Source organism: Botrimarina sp. (genome assembly GCF_040219535.1).
Lineage (GTDB): Bacteria > Planctomycetota > Planctomycetia > Pirellulales > Lacipirellulaceae > Botrimarina.
In genome coordinates, this window is record NZ_JAVJSH010000024.1 from 122,246 (window position 1) to 146,790 (window position 24,545).

The 24,545-nt window shown below is 71.2% G+C and carries 16 protein-coding genes; 6 read left to right on the top strand and 10 right to left on the bottom strand.

The genetic code is table 11. The annotated features are described in order from the left end of the window. The first annotated feature begins 245 nt into the window (after nucleotides 1-245). The 3 genes from RIC11_RS14355 to RIC11_RS14365 are packed head-to-tail and all read left to right on the top strand — an operon-like array spanning nucleotide 246 to nucleotide 3,257. Nucleotides 246-1,274: a TRAP transporter substrate-binding protein gene (locus RIC11_RS14355; RefSeq protein WP_350212466.1), complete on the top strand. Its 1,029-nt coding sequence runs from the start codon at nucleotides 246-248 to the stop codon at nucleotides 1,272-1,274. Continuing rightward, nucleotides 1,271-1,804 (top strand): TRAP transporter small permease, encoded by a 534-nt coding sequence (locus RIC11_RS14360; protein ID WP_350212468.1) that lies wholly within the window; start codon nucleotides 1,271-1,273, stop codon nucleotides 1,802-1,804. The genes RIC11_RS14355 and RIC11_RS14360 overlap by 4 nt, the downstream gene beginning before the upstream one ends. Nucleotides 1,805-1,808: 4 nt before the next feature. Beyond that, a complete protein-coding gene (locus RIC11_RS14365; protein ID WP_350212470.1) occupies nucleotides 1,809-3,257 on the top strand; it encodes a TRAP transporter large permease in 1,449 nt (482 codons plus the stop codon). Nucleotides 3,258-3,512: 255 nt separating this feature from the next. Here the strand turns inward: RIC11_RS14365 and RIC11_RS14370 are convergent, their stop codons facing one another. The 4 genes from RIC11_RS14370 to RIC11_RS14385 all read right to left on the bottom strand — a co-directional run bounded on the left by RIC11_RS14370 (nucleotide 3,513) and on the right by RIC11_RS14385 (nucleotide 10,545). Next, complete coding sequence (locus RIC11_RS14370) at nucleotides 3,513-4,139, bottom strand: 3-keto-disaccharide hydrolase (RefSeq protein WP_350212472.1); 627 nt, start codon at nucleotides 4,137-4,139, stop codon at nucleotides 3,513-3,515. A 43-nt stretch (nucleotides 4,140-4,182) separates the two neighbouring features. Continuing rightward, nucleotides 4,183-5,628, bottom strand: coding sequence for a DUF1501 domain-containing protein (locus RIC11_RS14375; RefSeq protein WP_350212474.1), 1,446 nt, complete (start codon nucleotides 5,626-5,628; stop codon nucleotides 4,183-4,185). Nucleotides 5,629-5,638: 10 nt separating this feature from the next. Then, on the bottom strand, nucleotides 5,639-8,749 hold the full coding sequence (locus RIC11_RS14380) for a PSD1 and planctomycete cytochrome C domain-containing protein (protein ID WP_350212476.1): 3,111 nt from the start codon (nucleotides 8,747-8,749) through the stop codon (nucleotides 5,639-5,641). A gap of 122 nt (nucleotides 8,750-8,871) precedes the next feature. Continuing rightward, nucleotides 8,872-10,545, bottom strand: coding sequence for a fucose isomerase (locus tag RIC11_RS14385; RefSeq protein ID WP_350212478.1), 1,674 nt, complete (start codon nucleotides 10,543-10,545; stop codon nucleotides 8,872-8,874). Between the two features lie 587 nt (nucleotides 10,546-11,132). On the opposite strand from RIC11_RS14385, the gene RIC11_RS14390 reads away from it, so the two are divergent. After that, nucleotides 11,133-12,188, top strand: coding sequence for a DUF3500 domain-containing protein (locus RIC11_RS14390; protein ID WP_350212480.1), 1,056 nt, complete (start codon nucleotides 11,133-11,135; stop codon nucleotides 12,186-12,188). A gap of 61 nt (nucleotides 12,189-12,249) precedes the next feature. Then, the gene (locus RIC11_RS14395) at nucleotides 12,250-13,011 is read left to right on the top strand and encodes a class I SAM-dependent methyltransferase (protein ID WP_350212482.1); all 762 of its coding nucleotides are present in this window, start codon (nucleotides 12,250-12,252) and stop codon (nucleotides 13,009-13,011) included. Between the two features lie 144 nt (nucleotides 13,012-13,155). Here the strand turns inward: RIC11_RS14395 and RIC11_RS14400 are convergent, their stop codons facing one another. The 3 genes from RIC11_RS14400 to RIC11_RS14410 all read right to left on the bottom strand — a co-directional run bounded on the left by RIC11_RS14400 (nucleotide 13,156) and on the right by RIC11_RS14410 (nucleotide 16,774). Next, nucleotides 13,156-14,223, bottom strand: a complete 1,068-nt coding sequence (locus tag RIC11_RS14400; RefSeq protein WP_350212484.1) for a HEAT repeat domain-containing protein — start codon at nucleotides 14,221-14,223, stop codon at nucleotides 13,156-13,158. An 88-nt stretch (nucleotides 14,224-14,311) separates the two neighbouring features. Continuing rightward, entirely contained in the window at nucleotides 14,312-14,932 is a 621-nt protein-coding gene (locus RIC11_RS14405; RefSeq protein WP_350212486.1) for a hypothetical protein, read from the bottom strand. 300 nt (nucleotides 14,933-15,232) lie between these two features. Beyond that, nucleotides 15,233-16,774 (bottom strand): glycoside hydrolase family 28 protein, encoded by a 1,542-nt coding sequence (locus tag RIC11_RS14410; protein ID WP_350212488.1) that lies wholly within the window; start codon nucleotides 16,772-16,774, stop codon nucleotides 15,233-15,235. A 32-nt stretch (nucleotides 16,775-16,806) separates the two neighbouring features. Here RIC11_RS14410 and RIC11_RS14415 point away from each other — a divergent pair, with 32 nt between their 5' ends. Beyond that, a complete protein-coding gene (locus RIC11_RS14415; RefSeq protein WP_350212489.1) occupies nucleotides 16,807-17,712 on the top strand; it encodes a sugar phosphate isomerase/epimerase family protein in 906 nt (301 codons plus the stop codon). A 95-nt stretch (nucleotides 17,713-17,807) separates the two neighbouring features. Here the strand turns inward: RIC11_RS14415 and RIC11_RS14420 are convergent, their stop codons facing one another. From RIC11_RS14420 to RIC11_RS14430, 3 genes are read right to left on the bottom strand one after another with little or no spacing between them, the layout of a single operon-like run. After that, on the bottom strand, nucleotides 17,808-18,821 hold the full coding sequence (locus RIC11_RS14420; RefSeq protein ID WP_350212491.1) for a zinc-binding alcohol dehydrogenase family protein: 1,014 nt from the start codon (nucleotides 18,819-18,821) through the stop codon (nucleotides 17,808-17,810). Continuing rightward, a complete protein-coding gene (locus tag RIC11_RS14425) occupies nucleotides 18,818-22,174 on the bottom strand; it encodes a glycoside hydrolase family 2 TIM barrel-domain containing protein (RefSeq protein ID WP_350212493.1) in 3,357 nt (1,118 codons plus the stop codon). Before RIC11_RS14425 ends, RIC11_RS14420 begins: the two co-directional genes overlap by 4 nt. Next, nucleotides 22,171-24,528, bottom strand: coding sequence for a glycoside hydrolase family 95 protein (locus RIC11_RS14430; RefSeq protein ID WP_350212495.1), 2,358 nt, complete (start codon nucleotides 24,526-24,528; stop codon nucleotides 22,171-22,173). The genes RIC11_RS14425 and RIC11_RS14430 overlap by 4 nt, the downstream gene beginning before the upstream one ends. Between the last annotated feature and the right edge of the window lie 17 nt (nucleotides 24,529-24,545).

The following is a 24,545-nucleotide window of genomic DNA, read 5'->3' on the forward strand; positions in this document are numbered from 1 at the left end:
GGGGGCTACCTAGGGGCGCGGGTCGCCCGCTGCAGAGGAGTTCCGTGGCCCCTATCCTAAGAGCCGGTCGCCCGCAGCGACTTCCGCGCGGTTGCAAAAAGGCGCCCGTATCACGCAACTTTTGCCTTCGGGTCCGCCGCCATTGATCGCCGCTCTATTGGCGGTTAGCGTAGCAAGACTAGCGATCGCTTCTCCCCGACGAGCCGCCCCGACGCGGCCGTTTCTTCGATACCCCTGAGGGGCCCTTGTCTGAGCTGCGTGAAGCCAGGACTCTGTCGCTGTTCGTCGCCGGCGTGCTGGTCGGTTGCCTGGTCGCGACCTGCGGCTACGCCCTCGTGGAGCGTGGCCGGAACACCTCGGCGCGCGACGGGGCGGTGGTCCTCAAGCTGGGCCACAGCCTCGACACGGCCCACCCGGTCCACCTGGCGATGGAGCGGATGGCCGAGAGCCTCGCACAGAAGTCCGGCGGCGCGCTGCGCCTGCTGATCGCGCCCAACGGCCAACTGGGCAGCGAGACCGATTGCATCGAGCTGCTGCAGAACGGCGCGCTGGCGCTGACCAAGACCTCCTCGGCGCCGCTGGAGGCCTTCGTGCCGGAGATGGCGTTGTTCGGCGTGCCGTACGTGTTCCGCAGCGAGGAGCACTTCTGGCGCGTCGCCGAGGGGCCGCTCGGCGACGAGCTGCTCGCCGCCGGCGAGACGGCCGGCCTGGTCGGCCTCTGCTGGTACGACGCCGGCGCGCGGAGCTTCTACACCAAGAAGACGCCGGTCCAGTCGCCCGGCGACCTGGCCGGCCTGAAGATCCGCGTGCAGAACAGCCAGACCGCGTTGCGGATGGTCGAGGCCCTGGGCGGCTCGCCCACGCCGCTCACGTTCGGCGAGCTCTACACCGGCTTGCAGCAGGGCCTCGTCGACGGCGCCGAGAACAACCCGCCGAGCTTCCACTCCAGCCGCCACTTCGAGGTCTGCAAGGAGTACTCCCTCGACGAGCACACCCGCGTGCCCGACGTGCTGCTGGTGAGCCGCATCTGGTGGGACCGCCTGGACGAACAGCAGCGCGAGTGGCTGCGCGAGGCCGCCCTCGAGTCGGCCGAGTGGCAACGAACCGAGTGGCGCCGCCGCACCGAGGAGGCACTCGCCGCGGTCGAGGAGGCCGGCGTCACGGTGCGGAGGCCCGACACCGCGGCCTTCGCCGAGAAAGTGGCGCCGATGCACGCCTCGTACGAGGGCACGCCCATCGGCGACCTGATGCGACGCGTCCGGGAGACCGAATGATCGACCCCACCGTCCCCCGGTGGCGGATGACCCGCGCCGCGATGCGATGGTTCGACGCGGCCGCCGGCGCGATCATGGCCGCGCTGGTGCTGATCGTGCTGTGGGGCGTGTTCACCCGCTTCGTGCTCAGCGCGGCCAGCTGGTGGACCGAGGAGTCGGCGCGGCTGCTGCTGATCTGGCTCACCATGCTCGGCGGCGCGGCCGCGTGGGCCCGCGCCGAGCACCTGGGCGTCGACTACTTCGCGCAGAAGCTGCACCCCGACGCGCAGCGGCTGGTGGCCCTGACGGTCGAGCTGTTCGTGATCGCGTTCGCGGCCAGCGTGCTGGTCTACGGCGGCGTGGTGCTCGTCGCCGAGACGCTCCGCATGGGCCAGACGACCGCCGCGCTGGAGGTCCCGATGGGGCTGGTCTACCTGGCCGTGCCGCTGGGCGGCGCCGGGATCGTGCTGTTCAGCCTCGAAAGGGCCATCGCCGCGTGGCGGGGCCCGCTCGATCACCACGACGACGACACCGCGCCCCGGGCCGTTTAGCGCGATGGAACCGAGCACGCTGATCCTCGTCGCGTCGTTCCTGCTCCTGCTGGTGCTCGGCGCGCCGATCGTGGTCGCGCTGGGCGTTTCGGCGTTGCTCGCGCTGGCCGCGATGGCCGAAGCGCCCGCGTGCTACACGGTCGCGCAGCGGATGAGCACCGGGATCGCCAGCTTCCCGCTGTTGGCGATCCCGTTCTTTGTGCTGGCCGGGGCGATCATGGGCGAGGGGGGGATGGCCCGACGGCTCGTGCGGTTCGCGTCGGCGATCGTCGGCCGCCGCCCCGGCGGGCTCGCCTACGTGAGCACGATCACCTGCATGCTGTTCGGCGCGATCTCCGGCTCGGCCACCGCGGCCGTGTCGAGCGTGGGCGGAATGCTGATCCCCGAGATGGTCCGCAAGGGCTACAGCCGGCCGTACAGCGTGGCCGTGACCACCACCGCCGCGACGACCGGCTTGGTGATCCCGCCTAGCAACATCATGATCGTCTATGCGCTGGTGGCCGGCGGCGTGTCGGTCGCCGCGTTGTTCGTGGCGGGCATCGTGCCCGGCGTGATCATCGGCGTGGCGATCATGATCGCCAGCCGCCTGACGTGCCCCCCCGAAGCCGAGGACCCCTCCGGCGCCGCCGATGGCCCCGCCGGCTCGCCGCTGGTGCGCGTGGCCGGCGCGCTCGCGCTGCTCGGAGTGTGCCTTTTCCTGGCGGTCTACTCCGGGCTGCTCTCCTCGTCGGTCGCGGCGATCCTGTCAGGCGTGGGGCTGCTGGTGGTGCTCGGCCTGGCGGCCGGCCGCGAGCTGCTGCAAGCCGCGCCGAGCCTGCTGCTGGTGGTGATCGTGCTAGGCGGCATTCTACGGGGCTCGTTCTCGCCGACCGAGGCCTCCGCGATCGCGGTCGCTTACGCGTTGGTCTTGACCATCGGCGTGTACCGGGAGATCAAGCCGGCCGACCTGCCGCGGCTGTGCGTGCGATCCGCGTCGACCTCGGCCGTGATCTTCCTGCTGATCGGCGCCAGCCAAGCGATGAGCTGGGTGATGACCAACCAGGCGATCCCCCAGGCGGTCAGCGACGCGATGCTCGGCCTGTCGGACAACCCGGCGGTGGTGCTGCTGTCGATCAACCTGCTGCTGCTGTTCGTGGGCACGTTCATGGACATGACGCCCGCCGTGCTGATCTTCACGCCGATCTTCTTGCCGGTCGCGGTCGAGCTGGGCCTCGACCCGGTCCACTTCGGCGTGATGATGATCGTGAACCTGTGCATCGGCCTGTGCACGCCGCCGGTGGGCACGTGCCTGTTCGTGGGCTGCGGCGTGGGCCAGACGTCGATCGCCCAGGTCGTGCGCCCGATGCTGCCGTTCTTCTTGGCGATGCTCGCCGCGCTAGCCGCGATCGCGTTCGTGCCGGAGCTGACGATGTGGCTGCCGCACGCGATGGGGCTGGTGGAGTCCCCGGGGTAGGGGGCTGCCGCCTGTCGCCGACTCGGTGACGCCACTGCCGCCGGACGGGTAGCCCCGACAGTCGCGAACGCCGAAGCCCGTCGGCCGCTTCGCTTGCCCGAGCAACTGTCGGGGTCGCGCAGCGACACGAGGCAATCCGCCCTGCCTCTTAAGCTGCCGCACTCCGACAAGCGTTCCGGCTCCGCCGGTCGGTAAGCTAAGCCCCTCGCTCATGATCGTCGGGGCTAAGCGCTTGGGCGAACTCGCCTCCCCTTCTCACTCGCCGATCTCGGTCACCTTCAAATCCCGGAACAGCAGCTTCATGTGGTGGCCCGCGTGGAGTTGCAGGCCGATCGGGCCGCGCGCCGGGAGCTTCGCCGCGCGGTAGTCGACCATCGGCTCGCCGTTCAGGAAGGTCTCGATCCGGTCCCCCCGCACGACCATCCGCAGGCGGTTCCACTCGCCCGGCCGCTGCAGCTCCTCCACGCCGGGCGCCTTCGCCGGGTAGCCCCCTTGGCCCTCGACCGGCGCGTAGATGCTGGCGGTCATGTCGCGCTTCAGGCTCCCGGAGATGCCGATCTGCACCTGGTGGCCCTCGCCGCGGGCGAACACGCCGGTGTCGTAGTAGTCGGACGGCGTGCGGTACTCGACCTCTAGCTCGAAGTCGCCGTACTCCTTCTCTGTCCAAAGGTTCGAGCCGACCTTGTCTGGGTTCTCGCCGGTGAGCACGCCGTCGTTCAGTCGCCAGTGGCCCTCGGCTTCGGACGGCTTGACGGTCCAGCCGTCGAGCGAGTCGCCGGTCAGCAAGCTCTCCGGCTGGGCGACCGACACCGAAGCGAAAACGGCGAGCAGGCAGAGCGTCGGCACGCAGCGTGTCGACAGGCGGCGGGCGGGGGATCGCATCGGTGTCGGCCTCGGAGAGTGATAAAGGGGCAGGGGGGAGCGGTCAGGCGAGCAGGTCTTCGACCACGTGGCCGTGCACGTCGGTCAGGCGGAAGTCGCGGCCCTGGAAGCGATAGGTCAGCCGCTCGTGGTCGAAGCCGAGCAGGCGGAGCAGGGTAGCGTGCAGGTCGTGCACGTGGACCGGCTTGTCGGCCACGTTGAAGCCGAGCTCGTCGGTCTCGCCGTACACGAGGCCGGGCTTCGTTCCGCCGCCGGCCATCCACATGGTGAACGCGTTGGGGTGGTGGTCGCGGCCGTCGTCGCCCCCCTCGACCATCGGCGTGCGGCCGAACTCGCCGCACCAGATGACCAGCGTGTCCTCGAGCATCCCACGCTGTTTGAGGTCGGTCACCAGCGCGGCGCTGGCCCGGTCGGTGTCGAGGCAGTTCTGCTCCAGGTCGCGCTTGAGGTTGCCGTGCTGGTCCCACGACTCGTGGAACAACTGCACGAACCGCACGCCGCGCTCGACCAGCCGCCGCGCGAGCACGCAGTTGTTCGCGAACGAGGGCTCGCCCGGCTTAGCGCCGTACGCGTCGAGCACGTGCTGCGGCTCGGCGGCGAGGTCGACCGCCTCGGGGGCGCTGGCCTGCATGCGGTAGGCCATCTCGTACGAGTTGATGCGGGTGGCGATCTCCGGGTCGCCGACCGCGTCGAGGTTCTGCCGGTTGACCGCGTTGACCGCGTCGACCGTGCGGCGCTCCAGGTCGCGCGTGAGGCCGTCGGGGCTCGACAGGTAGAGCACCGGGTCCCCCACGCTGCGGAACTCCACGCCCGAGTAGACCGTCGGCAAGAAGCCCGACCCCCAGTTGGCCGCGCCGGCGCTGGGGCCCTTCTTGCCGCTGTTGAACACGACGAACGCGGGCAGGTCTTGCGACTCGCTCCCCAGGCCGTACACGCTCCACGCGCCGAACGAGGGCCGGCCGAACTGCTGCGAGCCGGTCTGCATGAAGAGCTGGGCCGGCGCGTGGTTGAACGCGTCGGTCGTGGCCGAGCGGACCACGCACAGGTCGTCGAGCACCTTGGCGGTGTGCGGCAGCAGCTCCGACACGTGCAGCCCGGCGCCACCCGCTGGCGAGAACTTGTAGCGTGGCCCGAGCAGCTTCGAGCTGGGGTTGATGAACGCCGAGCGGTAGCCCTCTAGCAGCTCGGCCGGCGGCAGCGTGCCGTCGAGCCGCGCGAGCGTGGGCTTGTAGTCCCACATCTCGAACTGGCTGGGCCCGCCCCCCATGAACAGCAGGATCACGTTCTTCGCCCGCGCGGGCAGCGGCGGCGTGCGTGCGGCGAGCGGGTCGGCCGCGCTGGCCGCGGCGGCCTCTTTGCCAAGCAGGCTGCCCAGCGCAATCGCGCCGAGGCCCACGCCGCACTCCTGGAGGAACCAGCGGCGGCTCCGCGTACGCGGGTCGCCGGGGGGGGCGTAGTTCGTTCCGCAGGGGTAGGGGTTGTCGCTCATGCTTTATCGGTCAGGGCCGGGTGATCGTTGCGTCGAGGTTGAGCATCGCGCGGGCGACGAGCGTCCACGCGGCCAGCTCGGGCGTGGCGCCGTCGCGGCCGGCGATCACCGCGGGGTCGGCCTCGCCGTTGGTGAGGGCGGTGCGTACGTCGACAAGGTACCGCTCCAGCACTTCGCGTTCGCCGGCGCGGAGCGGTCGGCTTTGGGTCCGCAGCGAAGCGAGGTCCAGGCGCTCGGCGTCGTCGTCCGACGAGCCGACGAGCCGCTCCGCCAACGCGCGGGCCGCGTCGACGAACTGCTCCTCGTTTAGCACGACCAGCGCCTGAACCGGCGTGTTGGAGCGGACCCGCCGCACGCACGACGACGCGCCCGTCGGCGCGTCGAACGCTTGCAGCGGCGGGTAGGGGGTCGATCGGTACTTCTGGATGTACAGGCTCCGGCGGTACTGCTCGGGGCCGGTCGTGGTGTGCCACGGCTTGGGGCCGTAGCTGGCCGGCGGCAGGAACAGGTACTCGGGCGCCGGCGGGTAGATGACCTCGCCGCCGATGTCGCGCTGCAGCAGGCCGCTGGCCGCCAGCGCGATGTCGCGGACCGACTCGGCCGGGACCCTCAGCCGCGACGCGCGGGCGAGCAAGCGGTTGTTCGGGTCGACCTCTTGCAGCCGCTCGCCGAAGCGCGAGGTCTGCTGGTACGTGGCCGAGGTGAGGATCAGCCGGTGCAGCTCTTTGAGCCGCCAGCCGCTGTCCATGAACTCCACGGCCAGCCAATCGAGCAGCTCCGGGTGCGACGGCGGCGGCGCCTGGGAGCCGAGGTCCTCGGGCGTTTCAACCAGGCCCGTGCCGAAGTACGACTGCCAGACGCGGTTCACCAGCGTGCGGGCGGTGGTCGGCGAGTCGCGCGACACCAGCCACTCGGCCAGCGCCAGGCGGGTCGGCTCGGCTCCCTCCTCTTGCTCGTGCAAGAACGCCGGCGTGAAGGGCTCGACCTCGCCGGCCGGCTGCAAGAAGTCGCCCCGCTTAAGCAGGCGGGTCACGCGCGGCTCGTCGCGCTGCTGCACGACGTACTGGTTGGTCCCCTCTGGCCACTCGGCGACGAGCCGGTCGATCTGGTCGTTGGTCGCTTGCCACTCGGAGCGGGTGGTCCGCCAGTAGGAGAAGGCCTTCTCCCAATCGGCGGTCGACCACGAGTCGGTGGAGCGGCCGACGATCTCTCGCACGTCGCGCGGCAGCGGGTCGGCGACCGGCGCGTCGTCGCCGGTGATGCTGAAGCGGTAGCGGCCGGCGACGTTCGTCTGGTTGTCGTCGGCGTTCCAGCCGCCGTGGTCTTGCTTCAAGCGGAACGTGAGCACCCCGCCCGGCTCGACCGCGATCGGCTCGGCCAGCACAAAGACGGCCTTGTGGTCGCGGTTGCGGTCGTACGCGCGGGTGTTGGTGTGCCAGCCGGTGTTGAGGTCCCCGTCGATCGCGTACCCGATCGACCCCAGCCGGCGCGGGTCCTCTTCGACCTGCGTGTTGACGAACGGCGGCTCCATCGGCTGGTCGGGCGGGTCGATGTCGGCCGAGGCCGACACCACGTCGAGCTGCCGGCGCTCCCCTTCGGGCGACGTGTAGAAGCAGCGGAACTCCGTCAGCGCGTGCGTGCCGTAGATCGACCGCCCGGGGCCGCCGCGCGGCAGTGTCGGGTGGGTGAGGAACTCGACCCGCACGGCCGTGTACGCGCCGGCCGGCGGCTGGCACTTCATGTCGGCGGTGAGTTGCGTGCCGGCGAAGCCCTGGGAGAGGACCGAGAGGTCGTCCAGGTACTCGAACTTCTCGCCCGTGAAGTTCTCTCGCTCGACCTTGACCGGCGTCCAATCCGCTTGCCGGCCGCGCTGCTCGGCGGCCCACGCGGCGAGCTCCTCGCGCCAGGCGGGCAGCTCGGCGCGGAGGTCGGCTTCGAGCGATTCGATCCGGTGCTCGATGCCGTCGATCTTCTGCTTCTCCGCCGGCGTGTAGACGGCGATCGTCGCCTCGTGGCAGTTGTTCAGGTACGCGAACAGGCCGAAGTACTCTTCGTGCGAGATCGGGTCGAACTTGTGCGAGTGGCACTGTGCGCAGCCCGTGGTCAGGCCCAGCACGGCCTTGCCGATCGCGTCGACCCGGTCGAAGAGCCCCTCGACGCGGAACTGCTCCGGGTCGATGCCCCCCTCCTCGTTGACCATCGAGTTCCGCAGGAAACCGGTGGCGATCAGCTCGTCCTGCCCCGCGCCGGGCATCAGGTCGCCGGCGATCTGCTCGATCACGAAGCGGTCGTACGGCTTGTCCTCGTTGAACGCGGCGATCACCCAGTCGCGGTAGAAGTAGTTGGTCCGCTGCTTGTCTTTCTCGTAGCCGTCGGAGTCGGCGTAGCGGGCCGCGTCGAGCCAGCGCTGCGCCTGGCGTTCGCCGTAGTGCGGCGACGCGAGCAGCCGGTCCACCAGCCGCCCGTACGCGCCGGGCTGCGGGTCGGCGAGGAACTCCTCGCGCTCCGCGAGCGTGGGGGGCAGGCCGGTCAGGTCGAGGAACACACGGCGGAGCAGCGTGTCGCGGTCGGCGCGCGGCGAGGGCTCGAGCCCCTCGCTCCGCAACCGCCGCAGCACGAACGCGTCGATCGGGCTCTCCGACCAGCCGGCCGGCGCGTCGGCCACTTCGGGGACCTCGGGCCGCCGCGGTGCGGTGAAGGCCCAGTGGCCCGACCACTCCGCGCCCTCGGCCACCCAGCGACGCAGCGTTTCTATCTCGGCGGCCGAGAGCGGCTTGTTCGCCTCGGGCGGGGGCATCTGCTCCCAGTCTTCTTCGGACCCGATGCGGCGGATCGCCTCGCTCGCGTCGAGGTCGCCCGGCGTGATGGCCGCGTAGCCGCCGCGGTCTTCGGTCGCGCTCTCGGGCAGGTCCAGGCGCAGGTCGGCCGCGCGGCTCGCCTCGTCGGGGCCGTGGCACTGGAAGCACTTGTCCGAGAGGATCGGCCGCACGTCGCGGGCGAAGTCGAGCGGCTCGGCGGCCACCGCGCCGTGGGCCGACAGCGCGAGCAGCGCCGCCACGGTCGCCGTGACCGGCCGGGTGCGGGAGAGAGCAGTAGCCAGGTATCGCTTCACGCGGATCATGCCCCGGAGTCGGTGCGCAGAAGTGACTAGGGCTCCATTCTATCCGCGTGCGCCGCTGCGGCGAACCTGAGGCGCCCCGGATCCAGACGCTTCGCGGGAGGGGATCGGCCTCCGCCTAGCCGCTACTCGCCCCACGCGCGGCCGCCCTTGCGGCAGCCGCAGAGGGCCACTTCCATGCCGAGGGCCTCGGCCATCGCGGCCTTGGCCAGGGCGGCTCGGTCGGCCTCCTCCGGGCTGTTGGCGTAGGCCACCTGGATGTGGTTGCTCTTGTGGCGGGCCATCATCTGGTCGCGGCTCACTCCGTAGGTGACCGCGTGCATCATCGGCCACTGCGGCGTGGTCTCTTTCCACCGGCGCTCGGTCTCTTCGGCGGGCAGCTCGAGGGCCTCGGCCCGGCCGATGTCGATCTTGAGCCGGTCGGCCTCCACGTACACCCGCGACCACACGACCTCGCCCGGGTGGCTCACGCCGCGGATCGTGCCGCCGCCAGAGGGGAAGTACATCGGCGGCTGCCGCATGCTGGTCACCCCGGACCAGCCGCCCGTCAGGTGGGCCGGCGGCACGGCGCCGCTGATCTCCAGCACCCACACGAACTCGTCGGTCGACCCCGTCGGGTCGTACGCTCCCCAGCGGATGTCGTGCAGCGTGCTCTCAACCGGCTGGCCCATCGCGCGGTGCAGGCGGTAGGTCATCAGCGCGTCGAGCCCGGCGCCCTCGTCGACCTCGTTGAAGTGGGGCAGCGGCTCCCCCTCGTACAGCACCCGCGAACCATCGCGGCTGGTGACCGGCGGCCGGTCGGCGTTGTTGAGCGCGCCCTCGACCAGGTCGCTCGCGGGCAGCAGGTCCTTCAGGCCCTGCTGGTACTGGATGCCGATCGCGTCGCAGCCGAAGTCGTCCGCCAGGCGGAGCGCGGCCACGTACATCTTGCACTGCAGGTGGATCTGGTCGTCGGTCAGGTCGTCCGCGTGGTTGGGCCCTGTCTGGAACTCCGCGCCGCGGTCCTCCATCCACTTGCGGACGGCGGCGGCCTGGTCGTCGGGGGTTTGCAGCGTCTCGTGGTAGAGCGCGCTCTGGCTGAGCCGCTCCTTGAACACGCCCGTCGCGTGCAGCAGGTGGTCCGGGATGATCGCGTTGAACATGCCCATGCACCCCTCGTCAAACACGCCAAGAATCGCCTTCTCCCGACGCAGCTGCTCCGCGAGCGCCAGGCCGAGCTTCTGCTCGGCTTCGGCGGCCATCGAAGCGGCGAAGGGCCGCACGTGGTCGGCCGGGTGCTCGAGCCGACCCGCCTGCAGCCATTGGGCGAGCTGCCGCCGGAAGGCCTCGTCGGTGAAGTCCTCGGCCCACAGCGTGGAGTACTCCACGCCGGCCTTCGTCAGCGACGCGTTCAGGTTCAGCATGCCCACCAGCCCGGGCCACGCGCCGGACCAGTTCGCCAGCGTGAGGATCGGCCCGCGGTGCGTGGTGAGGCCCGGCAGCACGTGGTGCGAGTACTGCCAGACCGCCTCGGCGATGAGGATCGGCGCGGCGGGGTCGAGCCGGCGGAAGGTCTCGATCCCCTCGCGCTGCGACGCGATGAAGCCGTGCCCCTCGTCGGCCTTGAACGGGTGGGCCCGCTCCACGCCCCAGCCGAGCGACTTGAGGGCCTCGCCCACGGCCAGCTCCATGGCGTGCTGCGCGGGCCAGCAGTTCTTGTTGGCCGAGGGCCGCAGGTCGCCGCTCGCGGCCAGGTAGACCTGCTTCTCGCCGAGCCGCTCGGCGCGGGTCGACGCGGGGAGTTCGTAGGCGGCGGTCATACGCTGGCCGAAGGGAGGAGCGGCCCCGGAGAGGGCCTTCTGGGGGCTGAGCAAGCCCCCATCCTACCGCCGCCAGCCCCCCGGCGCCCGCCCGGCAGCCGGCCCTCTATTCCGCCATTTGGCGTCCGCCAAGCGCTACGGTCCGCCGGGCTCGTCCTGCGGCCGCTCGGTGAGCGACGGCCGCTCGGCTATGCGTTACGTTACGCGACGCGCGAAAAACACGACGTAACGGTTCGATGCTCGAAAACCGACGCTAAAGCCCGACGCGACAACGACTTAGCCATACGTTACACGGTTCACCGCATACCCCCCATCGGGACTAAACTCCGGGCCTCGATACGGTTGATCGACCCACCGCTGGCCCGCGCCCCGTCCCGCTGTCGCTGCCCGCGAGACAAATCTGTCGATTATCGCCTATAGGCGGCCGCCGCGCGCAGGATTCGGCCGGCTGCTCCCGTTGTCGTGTGTAGACTGCTGGTCGCGCCAGTTTCACTCGGACAGCTCGGATGCCGCCATTCAGATCGCCCGGCGATGCTCACTCCGTCGAGCCGAGTCGGCGCTCGGTCGCAACCAAGCTGGAATCTACGATGCCGCACACGATCCATGCCCTTAGGGCTCTCTCGGCTTGCTTCTGGCTCGCCCTCGGCGGCGTGGCCGCGGCGCACGCGCCGGCGGACGGCATGCGGGCGGCGGCCGATCGCTTCCTCGCCGCGCTGCGGCCGGACCAGCGGGCGACCGCGCAGACCACGTTCGACGACCCCGAGCGGGCCGATTGGCACTACATGCCCGACAAGTTCGTCACGCCCGACGGGCGCCGCGCCGGCCTCGCGCTGCGCGACATGGGTGACGACCAGCGGCCCCTGGCGATGGCGCTGCTCGCATCGGCGTTGACCCACGAGGGCCTGCTCGACGCGGCCACGATCATGACCCTCGAAGGAGTGCTACGCGACCAGGAGAACGGCAACCCGATCCGCGATCCGGCCCTCTATTACGTAACCGTGTTCGGCGAGCCGGAGCGCGGGCCGTGGGGCTGGCGGTTCGAGGGGCACCACCTATCGGTCAACATCGCGGTGTCCAATGGCCGGGTCGTGGCGCTGACCCCGTCGTTCCTCGGCGCCAACCCTGCCGTCGTGCCGTCCGGGCCCCGCGCAGGCCTGGCCGCGCTGGCGCCGCTCGAAGAGCTCGCGCGCGAGCTGGTCGAGTCGCTCGGGCCCGAGCAACGCCGCCAAGCGATCTTCAGCGACGACGCGCCCGAGGACATCCTCTCCGGCGAGCAGCGATCGGTCGACCGGGCGGACTTCGAGCCGGCCGTCGGCGTCGCGTACGGCGACCTCAACCCCGAGCAGCAGGCGCTGCTGCGGCGGCTGGTGGCCGCGCACACGGCCCGCTACCGCGGCGCGCCTGGCGAGGGCCTCCGGCCGGGCATCGGGTTCGCTACCGAGGAGGCCCACTTCGCATGGGCGGGCGCGACCGCGCCCGGCGAGGGCCACTACTACCGCCTGCAGACGGCCGACCACCTGATCGAGTACGACAACACTCAGAACGGCGCGAACCACATCCACGCGGTGTGGCGGTCGTTCGACCACGACTTCGCCGTCGACCTGCTGGGGGACCACCTGCGGCACGACCACAGCGGGCGCTGAGAAGCTTGGCCCGCGCTCGGCTGGCACGGTGACTCGGCTCACTACACGGACTCAGTCGACAATGGATGCAGCACCCCGATTGCTCGCCGTGTTCTTCGACGTGCAGCGCGGCTTGCCGCGGCAGGGGCCCGGTAGCGAACGCAGCACGCTGGAGGCTCTCGCGCTCTGCTCGCAACTTCCCGCCGATCCGGACGTGCTCGACGTCGGGTGTGGGCCGGGCGGCCAGACGATGACGCTCGCCCGGGCGTGCGGGGGACGGATCGTCGCCGTCGATACGTGCGACGAGTACCTCGACGAGCTCCGCGAGCGGGCCCAGCGGGCCGGCGTGGCCGGCCGCATCGACGCGTTGAACGCCGACATGGCGGCGCTCGCGTTTCCCGTCGGCTCGTTCGACCTCGTCTGGTGCGAGGCCGCGGCCTACGTGATGGGCGTCGCGGCGGCGCTGGCGGCTTGGCGTCCGCTCTTGCGCGACCGAGGCTACCTGGCGTTCTCCGAGTTGGTCTGGCTCACCAACGACCCGCCGCCGGCCGCCGCCGAGTTTTGGCGAGCCGGGTACCCCGCGATGACGACCGTCCGCGGTGTGCTACGGGAGGTGCGCGAATCGGGGTACGAACCCCTCGGCGGCTTCACGCTCCCCGACTCGGATTGGTGGTCCGACTACTACGGCCCGCTGCAGGCGAAGCTGCCCGTGTTGCGCGAGAAGTACGCCGGCGACGAGCAGGCCCTCGGCGTGGTCGCCGCGACCGAGGCGGAGATCGAAGTGCGTCGCCGGTATGCGGACGCGTACGGCTACCGGTTCTTCGTCGCCCGCAGGGCGGGATAAGCCCCGAACCAGCGAGCGGCGAGCCGGGGGAGCAGCGGCTACCGACACGCCGAGCAGACCAGAGGCCCGCGCGGCGAGCGACAGACCGTCCGGCGGACCGAGCAACCGGAAGCGGTTGGCGTCGGTGGCCTCCGGGCCGTACGCCTAGCCCTTGTCGGCCCCGAGCAACGTCAGGCCCTTCTCGGCGGCCGCGCGGATCGTGGGGTCGTCGCTCTGGGCGCCGCTTTGCAAGCGCTGGCGGGCCATGGCTTGCAGGTCGGCGTCGTCCGGGTGCACGGTGGCGAGCGCCCAGGCGGCGACCATGGACAACAGGGGGTCGTCACGGTCGGCGGCGGCCTTCAGCGCGTCGTCGGCGTTCGTCGCGCCGACGCTCCCCAGCGCGTAGGCCGCGGCGGCGGCGACCGACGGGTCGTTGGCCTGTTTCAGCACGGGAAGGATCTTGTCCGAGGTGTCCTTGGCGGAAGGCCCGACGCTCGCCAAGGCGAGCAGGGCTTGGACCTGCAGGTGCGAGTGCTTCGTGTCGGAGAGCAACGCCGCGACCTCCGGCGCGAGCGACGCGACCGGCTCGCCGATCTGTTCGATCGCCGCGCACGCGACGTACGCGGTCTCGCCCCGCTTGAGCGCTTCCCGCAAGACAGGGGTGGCGTCGGCGCCACGCTCCACGAGGGCCTCGAGCGCGTACACGACGACCGAGTCGTGGTCCGACGCGAGCGCTTGCTGGAACGCATCGACGACCCTCGCCGGCGGCGGGCCGATGTTTCTCAGGGCCGCGATCGCGGCCCTTGCGACCGTGGCGTCGGCGCCCGTCGCGGCGGCCACGAGCGCGTCGATGGTCGCGTCGTCGTCCGAGCCGATCTTGCCGAGTGCGACCGCCGCGTGGTAGCGCACCGCGGGCTTCCCTTCCTTGAGCAGTTCACGCAGCCGCGGGGCGGCGTCGGCCGCTGCCTTGCCGTGGTGGCCCAGGGCCCTGGCGCTGCGCCACTGGACCCGCGCCTCGCTGCTCTGGAGGAGTTTCTGGAGCGCCGGCACGGCTTCGGTGGACGACTCTCGGAGCCTGCCGAGCCGGTCGATGGCGGCGAACTGCTCGTCGCCGGACTTGGAAGTGGCGGCCGAGACCGCCGCCGACGCGTCTTGTGCGTGACAGGGCGGCGCTACCAGCACCCCGCTCGCCGCCGAAAGCGCCAGGCCAAGAAAGAACCGCGTGTGGTGCATCGGGAGATCTCGTTGAGATGGTGGTGTGACTTGTCCGAAGCGTGCGGCCGCGGAACAACTCCGGCTGCGTCGACTATCGGCGGAGGGCTCAGGACACGTTGTCGTTCAACTCTCGGTTCAGGCTCAGCAAGAAACGCAGCATCTCGTGCAGCACGTTCATCGGGTACTTGTCCTTCTGCGCCCTGATGTCGTCTTGCCAGCTCTTGATAGCGGCCGTTGCGGCCATGTAGTCGTCGCCCGTGAGCACGCCGGACTGGGCGCGCTTCGCGAAGAAGTCGTCGAGGGTCTCTCGGTATTTCGAGTACTCGCTGGTCTTCAGGGTCCCCGGCCATGCGATCTGGCCGGTGGTCGTGTTGAATTGCTGCTCGTCGAGCGGCTGCAATCCATTACGAGCCAGCTCGCTCTGCCGCTTCCGCTCCATCTCGTAGAACTCTTGCTGCTGGTGCTGGCTGTAGATGCCTTTCTTTTCCCAGTACGCGTTGACCGACTTTACCTGGTTGTCGATCTGCCCGGACCTCGCGTCGGTCAGGTTCATGGCGGCTTGCGAGTTGGACAGGTTCTTCTGACCCCGCGCCTGGATCGCGCCGCCCAGACCCCGGTAGTAGCCTTCGGCCGCCGTCGAGGAGTTGTTGTAAATGACTTGGGCGTCGACCCCTCGGCCGAGCAGCAGAGCGGTCGCCACCAACGCGGCGCGGGTGAGAGTCGTCATCGGTAACTGCGGCTGGGTTCGGGGTGTTACGGGCCACGCTCGGGCGGCGCGCTAGAGGGTCGGTAGCGACAACCGAAGGCGCGGAAGCCCGCGACTCTTGATCGTCCGGTTGCGGCGGGCCAAGCGGTTAGTCCCGCGAGGCGCCGAGTCAGCAGAAGGCCGATTCCGCCGGCCGATGAGGGTCACAGACGCATTCATGCGCTCTTAAGCGACGGACGTTAGGTGCAGCACGAAGGACGAGAGCCCGTCGAGCAGGATAGCAAACGGAAAAGGGAAATGCCGCAAAAATCTTGGCGGCCGTCACGGGGCGGGAGCGCCGATCCGCGGCAAATCGGAGTCCGTCGCGTCGACGTCGATTTCGGCCGGGGACCCGGAGGGGGTTTCGACCCGCACGTTCTCGAAGGCCACGTCGCGCGTGCCGAGCAGCCGCAGGGTGGGCTCTTCGGTGACCAGCACGCTGTCGCGGATCGTCAGGTCGGCCGTGTCGGCCAGGTTGAGGAAGCCCCGGCTGCGGATGTGGGCGTCCTCGATCGTGACGCGCGTGGCGGGGCTCTCGGGGAGGCCCTTGATCTTGACCGCCTCGCCGCCGGCCTCGCCGCGGAGGTCGCGGAGCGTGATGTCCTGGTAATAAGGCGTGGCCGGCGTGAGGGGGCGCTCGGGCAGGCGGGCGCCGAGCTCGCCCACGTACATCGGCGAGCCGATCATGTCGAAGAAGACCGCGTGGCTCTCGGAGCGGAAGCGGACCCGCTCGACCAGCAGGTTCCGGCCGCCGCCGCCGCGGGGGCGGCGGGTCTTGAAGTAGGCCGCGTAGCTCATGCCGTCGAACAGGCAGTCGTGCACGTACACGTTCCGCACGCCGCCGGCGGTCTCGCTGCCGACGGTGAACGCGCCGTAGCCCCCCTCGGCGTAGCAGCGGCGCACGACGATGTTCTCCGACGGCCGGCCGACGCGCAGGCCGTCCTCGTTGCGGCCCGACTTGACCGCGTAGCAGTCGTCGCCGGTGTTGGTGGAGCAGTACTCGATGAGCACGTTGCGGCTGGAGTCGACGTTGACGCCGTCGCCGTTGACGACGCCGCGGCTCTCGATCCTCACGCCGCGGACGACCACCCGGTCGCAGTAGATCGCTACGACGTTCCACATCGGGCCGTTGCGGAGCGTGACCCCCTCGACGTACACGTCGCGGCAGTCGACCGGGCAGACGAAGTACGGACGCAGGTAGTGCCGGCCCTCTTGCCCGTCGAGCAGGCGTGTCTCGACCGGCGCGGACTGGTCGACGACCTTGTCGGAGAGCCCCTTGCGCGCTTCGCGGAGGGGGCCCTCGTCGGGGCCGCGCAGCTCGCCGCGGCCGGTCAGGGCGATCCGCTCTTGGTTGTGCGCGTAGACCAGCCCCCCCACGCCCATCACCTCGATGCCCTCGTAGCGGGTGAAGACCGGCGGCAGGTAGTCCTCGATGCGGCCGGAGAAGGCGAGCACGCAGCCCTCCTCCAGGTGCAGCTCGACGCCGGTCTTCAGCTCGATCCGCCCGGTCGGCCACTCGCCCGCCGGCACGACCACGCGGCCTCCCCCCTCGGCGGCGAGCGCGTCGATCGCCGGCTGGATCGCGCCGGCGCGGGGCGGTCCTTCGAGGCGTTGCTGGCGGTCGGCGATGGCGGGGCGGGCGAGCCGGGGCATGTCGAACGGCGCGTCGATCGGCTCGACCGCGGCGGGCATCGCGCGGGGGCCGACGTCGTCCCGTCCGATTGACCACGCGCCGGCGACCGCCGGCAGCAGCGCAACCGCGCCTGCTATCGAGCCAACGGTCGGTTTGCGGCGGCGGATCGCCGTTAAGATGGTGCGGGTCATCCTTGTTTCCTTCTTTTTGGTGGTTCTCTCCGATGCGACGCCGTGACTTCCTGCGAACGACCGCGGCGGCCGGCGCCGCGACGCTGCTGGGCGCCCCCTCGCTGGCCGCCCCCTCGCTGACCGATGCGGCCGCCGCGCCGCGTTACCGGGTGGGCGTGTGCGACTGGATGATGCTCAAGCGGCAGAAGCTGGGGGCGATCGGTTTGGCGGCCGAGATCGGCGCCGACGGGGTGGAGGTCGACATGGGTTCGCTCGGCCAGCGCGACACTTTCGAGAGCAAGCTGGGCGACCCGGAGGCCCGCGAGCAATTCCTCTCCGAGGCGGCCGACCGCGGCGTGGCGATCTGCTCGCTGGCGATGAGCGGCTTCTACGCGCAGTCGTTCGCCGAGCGGCCGACCGTGCCGCGGATGGTCGGCGACTGCCTCGCCACGATGCGCGCGATGGGGGTCCGGGTCGCGTTCTTGCCGCTGGGCGTGCAGGGCGACCTGGTGCAGCGACCCGAGCTGCGGCCGGCGGTCGTGGAGCGGCTGAAGCGCTTCGGCGCCGACGCCGAGGAGGCCGGCCTGGTGATCGGCGTGGAGACCGCGCTCGACGCGGCCGGCGAGGCCGAGCTGCTCGACGAGATCGGATCGCCGGGCGTGCGGAGCTACTTCAACTTCGCCAACGCGCTGCAAAACGGCCGCGACCTGCACGCCGAGCTGCGCGTCCTCGGCGCCGAGCGGATCTGCCAGATCCACGCGACCGACGAGGACGGCGTGTGGCTCGAGAACAACGAGCGGGTCGACATGCCGGCCGTCAAAGACACGCTCGACCAGATGGGCTGGAGCGGCTGGCTCGTGGTCGAGCGCTCGCGCGACGCCAGCGACGCGCGCAACGTGGGGCGCAACTTCGGGGCGAACGTGGCTTACTTGCAGCGGGTGTTCCAAGGCGAGGCTTGAGAGCAACAGGAAAACCGTAGGTCGGGCTGTGCCCGACGCACGCGACGTGCCGCGCGCCTGGCAGGCGCAGCCCGACCTGCACCGAGGCCGGCGTGTCACAGGCGGACGTGGATCTTGGTGACCTCGCCGGGGCGGTCGCTCCACATGCGCAGCAGGTCGGGCGCGTCGGCGAGCGGGCCGGTGTGGGTGACCACGTCGGCGACCGGGAAGTGCTTGCGCTGCAGCATCGCGATCACGTCGGCGAAGTCGCTCGCCAGCGCGTTGCGCGAGCCGCGGATGTCTAGCTCCTTCATCACGAAGAGCTTGGTCTCGTACTCGACGGGCGCTTTGGCGTAGCCGATGTAGACCACGCGCCCGGCGAACGCGACCTCTTCGACGGCCGCGCGGAAGGTCTGCGGCAGGCCGACCGCCTCGATCGTGACGGCGGGGCCGTCGCCGTCGGTGAGGGCGGCGAGCTCCGTGTGCAGGTCGGTCGCGCCGGAGTTGATCGCGTCGGTCGCGCCGCACTTGCGGGCGAGGGCGAGCTTGGCGTCGTCCAGGTCGATGGCGATCACGCGGGCGCCGCGCTCGGCCGCGCCGGCGATCACGCCCAGGCCGATCGCGCCGCAGCCGAACACGGCGACCGTGTCGCCGGCCGCAACCTGGCCGCGGGCGACCGCGTGGAAGCCGACCGTGAGGGGCTCGACCAGCGCGAGCTCGGTGTGCGAGAGGCCCTCGGCGGTGAGCAGCTTGGCCGCGGGGAGCACGAAGTACTCGGCCATGGCGCCGTCGCGCTGCACGCCGAGCGTCTGGTTGTCGCGGCAGCAGTTGAAGCGGCCGGAGCGGCACGCGGGGCAGCGGCCGCACTCGTTGTACGGGAAGGCGAGCACCGCCTGGCCGACCGACCAGCCCTCGACACCGGGCCCGAGCTCCGCGATCGTCGCGCCGACCTCGTGGCCCGGCACACGCGGGTAGGTGACCAGCGGGTTGCGGCCGCGGAAGGTGTTCAGGTCGGTGCCGCAAAGGCCAACGGTCTCGACACGCAAGAGCACCTCGCCGGCGCCGGGCGTGGGGCGGGGGGCTTCGGCGATCGAGGCCGCGCCGGGCCCGTCGATCCGGAAGGTCTTCATGGCTGCTCGCTGAGTTGTTGGCGGACGCGCCGCGCGGTCGGTGCGGGGTCGTCGTCGGGTGAGAGCGGGACGAGCGCGAAGCGCAAGCTTACCGGCCCGGGGAGGACCGCGTGCTCCTTCAGCACGCCGGGGCCGCAGCTGCTGTTGCCGAGGCCGCACTGGGCCGCATCGAGCGAGAGGAATGTCTCGCCGCGCGGCTCGAGGTCGACCCAGCGCTTCGCGGCCGCCAGATCGCCCGCCGAGTAGGGCAGGGCGGAGAAGGCGAAGGGTTCGCCGGTCGCCAAGACCAGCAAGCCCGCGCCGCTGGAATCCGATAGCGCGACCCAGCGGGTCTGTTCGTGCGAACCGGTCTCTTGCGGTCGCGGGTACGGGGTCGCTTGCTCGGCCAAGAGCCCCGCGTAGCGGCCGACGTCGCACGCGGCGAGCCGGTCCGGGTAGCTCTCCCAAGGCCCCCGCCCCAGCCACTCGACGCGGTCCAGCCGGCCCGGCGCGGCGGCGACCAGGCCGAGCCTCGGCAGTGGGGGCAGCTCCCCTTCGGGCGTGAAGCGCACGTCGGCTTCCAGGCGGCCATCGCCGCTGACGCGCCAGGTCTGGGCGACTTCGATCTGGCCGCGGCGTGTGACGAGCGCCGTGCGCACGTCGACCAGCGCGTGCGCGGAGTCGATCCGCTCGACCGTAGCTCCGCTCGGCTCGAGCTCGGCCGAGTCCAGCCCGGCCTCGGTCCACTCCTTGGCGAGCCACGAACCGAATCCGCGGTCGTTGTCGGTCGGCGCGCGGTACGCCTGCGGGCGGAGTGGGCCGGCGAGCAAGTCGCGGCCTCCGTGCCTGAGGCTCGTTAGGGCGGCGGCGCGGCGGTCGAACACGGCCTCGAACCCCGCTCCGCGGAGCACGATCGACTTCTCGTTCTCCTCGATCGCCAGCGGCGGCGCGTCGGCCGGTGCGACTTTCAGCGGTTCGGCCGCGGGCAGCTCGATCTGCTCCCAAGCAACCTCGTGCCGGGCGGGCGCCCAGTCGGTCGCGTCCTCGTGACGCAGAGCGACTCGCAGGAACCGCTCGCCGGGGGCGGAGCTGGCGGGCAGCTCGACAACGAGCGTTTCGCTCTCGCCCGGCTGGATAGCGATGGGCTCCTCGACCCCGTCGGCGATGGGCGCGCCGTCGGCCTCCAATCGCCAAGCTACTTGCAGGTCGGCCAGGTCGGCGTGGTCGCGGCGGTTGGTGATCTCGAGCGCGACACGCTGGCCGCCGTCCGCGCCGTCGGCGAGGCCCACGAGCGAGACCGCGGCGGGCTGCAGCGTCTTCTTCGCTTGCCAGTACTTGGCGGTGAGCGCGCGGTCGGCCATCACCAAGCCGTTGAGGCAGAACGCGCCGTGGTTGGGCTCGTCGCCGAACGCGCCGCCGTAGCCGAGGTACGGCTCGCCCGAGTCGGTCTCGGCCCACAGCGCCTGATCGGACCAGTCCCACAGGAAACCGCCGAGCAGCCGGTCGTTGGCCCAGATCTCGTCCCAGTACGCCTGGAGATTCCCCACGGCGTTGCCCATCGCGTGCGCGTACTCGCTGGCGAGCACCGGGCGGGGGTCGCCGCGGCGCTGGGCGGCTTCGGCCAGGTCGAGCAGCCGCTCCCAGCGCGCGTTCTCCGGGCGCTCGGCGGCGGCGGGGTCTTGGGGCAGGTCGGGGTGCAGGTACTCCTCGCGGACGCGGGGGTAGAAGCGGCTGATGAAGTCGACCTCGGGCGGGTCGGGCTCGCCCTGCGCGCCCTCGTAATGGACCGGCCGCGTGGGGTCGGCGCCGTGGACCCAGCCGGCCAGCGCGGCGAGGTTCGCGCCCCAGCCGGACTCGTTGCCGAGCGACCAGGCGATGACCGACGGGTGGTTCTTGTCGCGCTCCACCAGCCGCACGCCGCGGTCGAGCAGCGCCGGCAGCCAGCGCGGGTCGCCGGCGAGGCGGCCGCGGAGGCCGTGGGTCTCGAGGTCCGCCTCGTCGATCAGGTAGAGCCCGAGCCGGTCGCAAAGCTCGTACCAGCGCGGGTCGTTCGGGTAGTGCGCGGTGCGGACCGCGTTGAGGTTGGCCTGCTTGATCAGGCGGATGTCGCGCCGCATCGACTGGAGCGACTGCGCGTGGCCGGTGGCCGGGTCGTGCTCGTGGCGGTTCACGCCGCGGAGCTTGACCGGCCGCCCGTTGACCAGCAGCCGGCCGTCGGCGATGTGGACTTCGCGGAACCCGACGTCGCACGCGACGGCTTGGGCCGTGTTGCCCTGCGGGTCGACGAGCGAGAGCACCAGCCGGTACAGGTGCGGCGTTTCGGCGGTCCACTTCTTTGGATCGGCGACCCGGGCCGTGAGCCATCCGAACTTGGCCGGACCGCGTTGCGGCGTGCGATCGACCAGCACGTCGGCGTTTTGCTCGAGGTTGAGGATCGGGGCCGCGTCGTGCGTGAGTGGCTCGGCGAAGAGGGCCGCGCCGTCGGCGTCGTAGAGCTGCGCGGCGACCGACCAGCCACCGAGCGGCTCGGCCGCGTCGAGCTCCAGGTCGATGGCCAGCCGCGCATCGCGGTAGTCGTCGTCCAGGTCGGTGCGGACGGTGAAGTCGGCAATCCGCGCGGCGGGCGTGGCGTAGAGCACCACTTCGCGGAACACCCCGGCCAGGCGCCACATGTCTTGGTCTTCGAGGTACGAGCCGTCGCTGTAGCGGAAGACCTTCAGCGCGATGCGGTTGGCGCCGGGCTTCAGGTACGCAGTGATCTCGAACTCCGCGGGGGAGCGGCTCCCCTGGCTGTAGCCGACGCGCCGGCCGTTGACGCGCGCCTCGACCGCCCCCTCAACACCCGCCAAATGCAAGAACACCCTGCGGCCGGCCCACAACTCGGGCAACTCGAAGTCGCGCAGGTAGCAGCCGACCGGGTTGCGCTCGCCGTGCACGGTCCAGTCCTCGGGCGGCTCGCTGGTGACGCGCGGCGGGTCGATCCGGAACGGGTAGCCGGAGGCCTTGTAGATCGGCGTGCCGTAGCCGTGCGTCTGCCAGTTCGAAGGGACCGGCAGCTTGGCCCACGACGTCGCGTCGAACCCCTCGCGCCAGAACGCGAGCGGCGCGCCCTCGGGCGTGGGCGACCAGTGGAAGCGCCAATCGCCGTCGAGCGATTTGACGCACGGCGACGCGTCGCGGTCGCCGCGCCGGGCCGCTTCGGCGGAGCCCATCGGCCAGAAGGTCGCCCGCGCGGGGAGCCGGTTTCGTTGGATGACTTGCTCGTTCTCCCAGTCGGGCGTGGCGGCGCCGGCGAAAGACAAAGAGAAGACGCTAGCCGCGAGCAGCAGCAGAGAGCGTCGGACGGCTGCCGCCTGGGTGGGAAGAGGAGTCATCGCTGGTCGAACGAGATCTCGACCGGCTCGCCACGCGGCAGGTCGATGGTTTGCACGGCGCCGCGGTAGCGGACGCGGGCCGACGGGGCCCAGTGGCTGGTGAGCGTGGCCGACGCCAGTTGGCCATCGCTCCAGCTTAGTCCGACCGTGACGCCGCCGCGCGCCCGGAGGCCGCGGGCCTGTCCCTCGGACCAAGCGGCGGGCAGGGCGGGCAGCAGGTCGATCTGGGCCGGCGCGGCGCCGTCGGGCGTGTCGTAGCGGCTCTGCACGAGCATCTCGGCCACGGCGGCGGTCGCGCCGAAGTTGCCGTCGATCTGGTACGGCGGGTGGGCGACCAGCAGGTTGGGGTAAACGCCGCCGTTCCAACGCTGGGCCTCCGACGGGTCGTCCGCGGGGCGGAGCAACCGGCCCAGCAACGCCAGCGCCCGATCCCCCTCGCCCAGCCGCGCCCACAGGCACGCCTTGTACGCGATCGCCCAGCCGGTTCCGCCATCGCCGCGCGCGTGGAGCGACTCCCAGGCGGCGGCCGCCAGGTCGGGCGTGGCTTGCCGGTCGATCTCCATGCCCGGGTAGAGGCCCCACAAGTGCGACACGTGGCGGTGGTCGGGCTCGGCCTCTTCACGCTGGCGGAGCCACTCCATGACGCGGCCGTCGTCGCCGATCTGGGTCGGCGCCAAGCGGGGCAGCAGGTCGCGTAGCTCATCGACGAGCGGGTCCGATTCGCCGAGCAACTCCGACGAGGTGATCACCACGTCGAACAAGAAGCGGAGCAACTGCTGGTCGATCGCGGGGCCCATGCACGTGTGCACGGTGCGCCCCCGGCTGTCGATGAACGCGTTCTCGGGCGAGTTGGACGGCGCGGTCACGAGCCAGCCGTGCCGTGGCTCTTCGATCAGCATGTCCGCGTAGAACGCGGCCGCGTCGCGTAGCGTGGGGTAGACCCGCCGCAGGTGGCCGCGGTCGCCCGTGTACAGGTAGTGGTCCCAGAGCCGCCAGCACATCCACGCGCTGCAGGTGGGCGTGGAGCCCCACTTGGCCGACTCGCCGGGCGAGGTGAAGCCCCACGGGTTCATCAGCAGGTGGGCGACCCAGCCGCGCGCCTTGTAGTACGCCTGGGCCGTGCCGCGTCCGGGCTCGACGAGCGACTCGACGAGGGCGAAGAGCGGCTCGTGCAGCCGCGACAGGTTGCACGGCTCGGCCGGCCAGTAGTTCATCTGCACGTTGACGTTCGCGTGCCAGTCGGCGTTCCAGGGGGTCTGCAGCTCTTCGGCCCAGATGCCTTGCAGGTTGGCGGGGAAGCCGCCGGGGCGGGACGAGCCGATCAGCAAGTAGCGGCCGTAGTCGAACAGCGTGGCGACGAGCTCTGCTTCGGGCGGCCCTTCGGCCGCGATCCGCTCGGCGATGGGAGCGGGCTCGGCTTCGTTGGCGGGCGGTCCGACACGCAGCCAAGCGCGGTCGAACCACCGGCGATGGTCGGCGGCTTGCCGCGCGGCGAGGTCGCCCCATGTTTTGCCGCTGGCCGCGCGCAGGTCGTCGGCCGCGGCGGCGCGGGCGTCGTCGACGGGGCGGCCGGCGAAGGAGTCGATGTCGGTCGCCGCGGTGACGAACACCAGCGCCTCGTCGGCGCCGTCGACGCGGAGCCGACCGCCGTCGACCCGCACCCGGCCGCCGACGGGGACGACCCGCAACCGCGCGGCGTAGCGGACGCCGCGGTCGGTTCCGAAGCCGTCTTCGAGTTGGCCGTAGAGCTCGAGCGTGTCGCCGCCGTGCGGGGCGAGCGTGGCGCGTTCGGGGCGATCGAGCCACGCGGCGAACGAGATCGCGGCCGGCTCGCTCGCCGTCAGGCGCACGACGATCGCGTCGTCCGGCGCGGAGGCCAGCGCTTCGCGCGTGTGGCGCACCCCGTCGATGGTGTAATCGACCGTGGCACGGGCGTCGGCCAAGCGGAGCGTGCGGCGGTAGCCGGTCGCCGGGGAGCCGCCGTGGGGGAACTCGAGCCGCAGGTCGCCGAGCGTCTGGTAACAGCCGTATGGCGTCGACTTGCCCTGCCCCTGCCCGGAGCCGACGCCCGCGCAGGTGAAGGCCTCGTTGACGAGCTGCTCGGCCTGGTGGTTCTGGCCAGCGAGCAGCAGCCGGCGGATCTCGGGCAAGGCCTCGTGGGCTTCGGGGCGGTCGGCCTGCTGGGGCGAGCCGCTCCACATGCCGGCCTCGTTGAGCACGACCCGCTCCTCGTTCACCCTGCCGAACAGCATCGCGCCGAGCCGGCCATTGCCCAGCACGCACGACTCGGTGAACCGCTCGGCCGGTGCGTCGAAGCAGAGCACGCGCTGCGGCGCGCCTTGCTCGGCGAGCACGGCGGGACCGAGGCTTG

Bases quoted from the DNA above. Each gene is read 5' to 3' on its own strand.
- RIC11_RS14360 (WP_350212468.1), top strand. From the start codon at position 1,271: ATGATCGACCCCACCGTCCCCCGGTGGCGGATGACCCGCGCCGCGATG.
- RIC11_RS14365 (WP_350212470.1), top strand. From the start codon at position 1,809: ATGGAACCGAGCACGCTGATCCTCGTCGCGTCGTTCCTGCTCCTGCTG.
- RIC11_RS14370 (WP_350212472.1), bottom strand. From the start codon at position 4,139: ATGCGATCCCCCGCCCGCCGCCTGTCGACACGCTGCGTGCCGACGCTC.
- RIC11_RS14375 (WP_350212474.1), bottom strand. From the start codon at position 5,628: ATGAGCGACAACCCCTACCCCTGCGGAACGAACTACGCCCCCCCCGGC.
- RIC11_RS14380 (WP_350212476.1), bottom strand. From the start codon at position 8,749: ATGATCCGCGTGAAGCGATACCTGGCTACTGCTCTCTCCCGCACCCGG.
- RIC11_RS14385 (WP_350212478.1), bottom strand. From the start codon at position 10,545: ATGACCGCCGCCTACGAACTCCCCGCGTCGACCCGCGCCGAGCGGCTC.
- RIC11_RS14390 (WP_350212480.1), top strand. From the start codon at position 11,133: ATGCCGCACACGATCCATGCCCTTAGGGCTCTCTCGGCTTGCTTCTGG.
- RIC11_RS14395 (WP_350212482.1), top strand. From the start codon at position 12,250: ATGGATGCAGCACCCCGATTGCTCGCCGTGTTCTTCGACGTGCAGCGC.
- RIC11_RS14400 (WP_350212484.1), bottom strand. From the start codon at position 14,223: ATGCACCACACGCGGTTCTTTCTTGGCCTGGCGCTTTCGGCGGCGAGC.
- RIC11_RS14405 (WP_350212486.1), bottom strand. From the start codon at position 14,932: ATGACGACTCTCACCCGCGCCGCGTTGGTGGCGACCGCTCTGCTGCTC.
- RIC11_RS14410 (WP_350212488.1), bottom strand. From the start codon at position 16,774: ATGACCCGCACCATCTTAACGGCGATCCGCCGCCGCAAACCGACCGTT.
- RIC11_RS14415 (WP_350212489.1), top strand. From the start codon at position 16,807: ATGCGACGCCGTGACTTCCTGCGAACGACCGCGGCGGCCGGCGCCGCG.
- RIC11_RS14420 (WP_350212491.1), bottom strand. From the start codon at position 18,821: ATGAAGACCTTCCGGATCGACGGGCCCGGCGCGGCCTCGATCGCCGAA.
- RIC11_RS14425 (WP_350212493.1), bottom strand. From the start codon at position 22,174: ATGACTCCTCTTCCCACCCAGGCGGCAGCCGTCCGACGCTCTCTGCTG.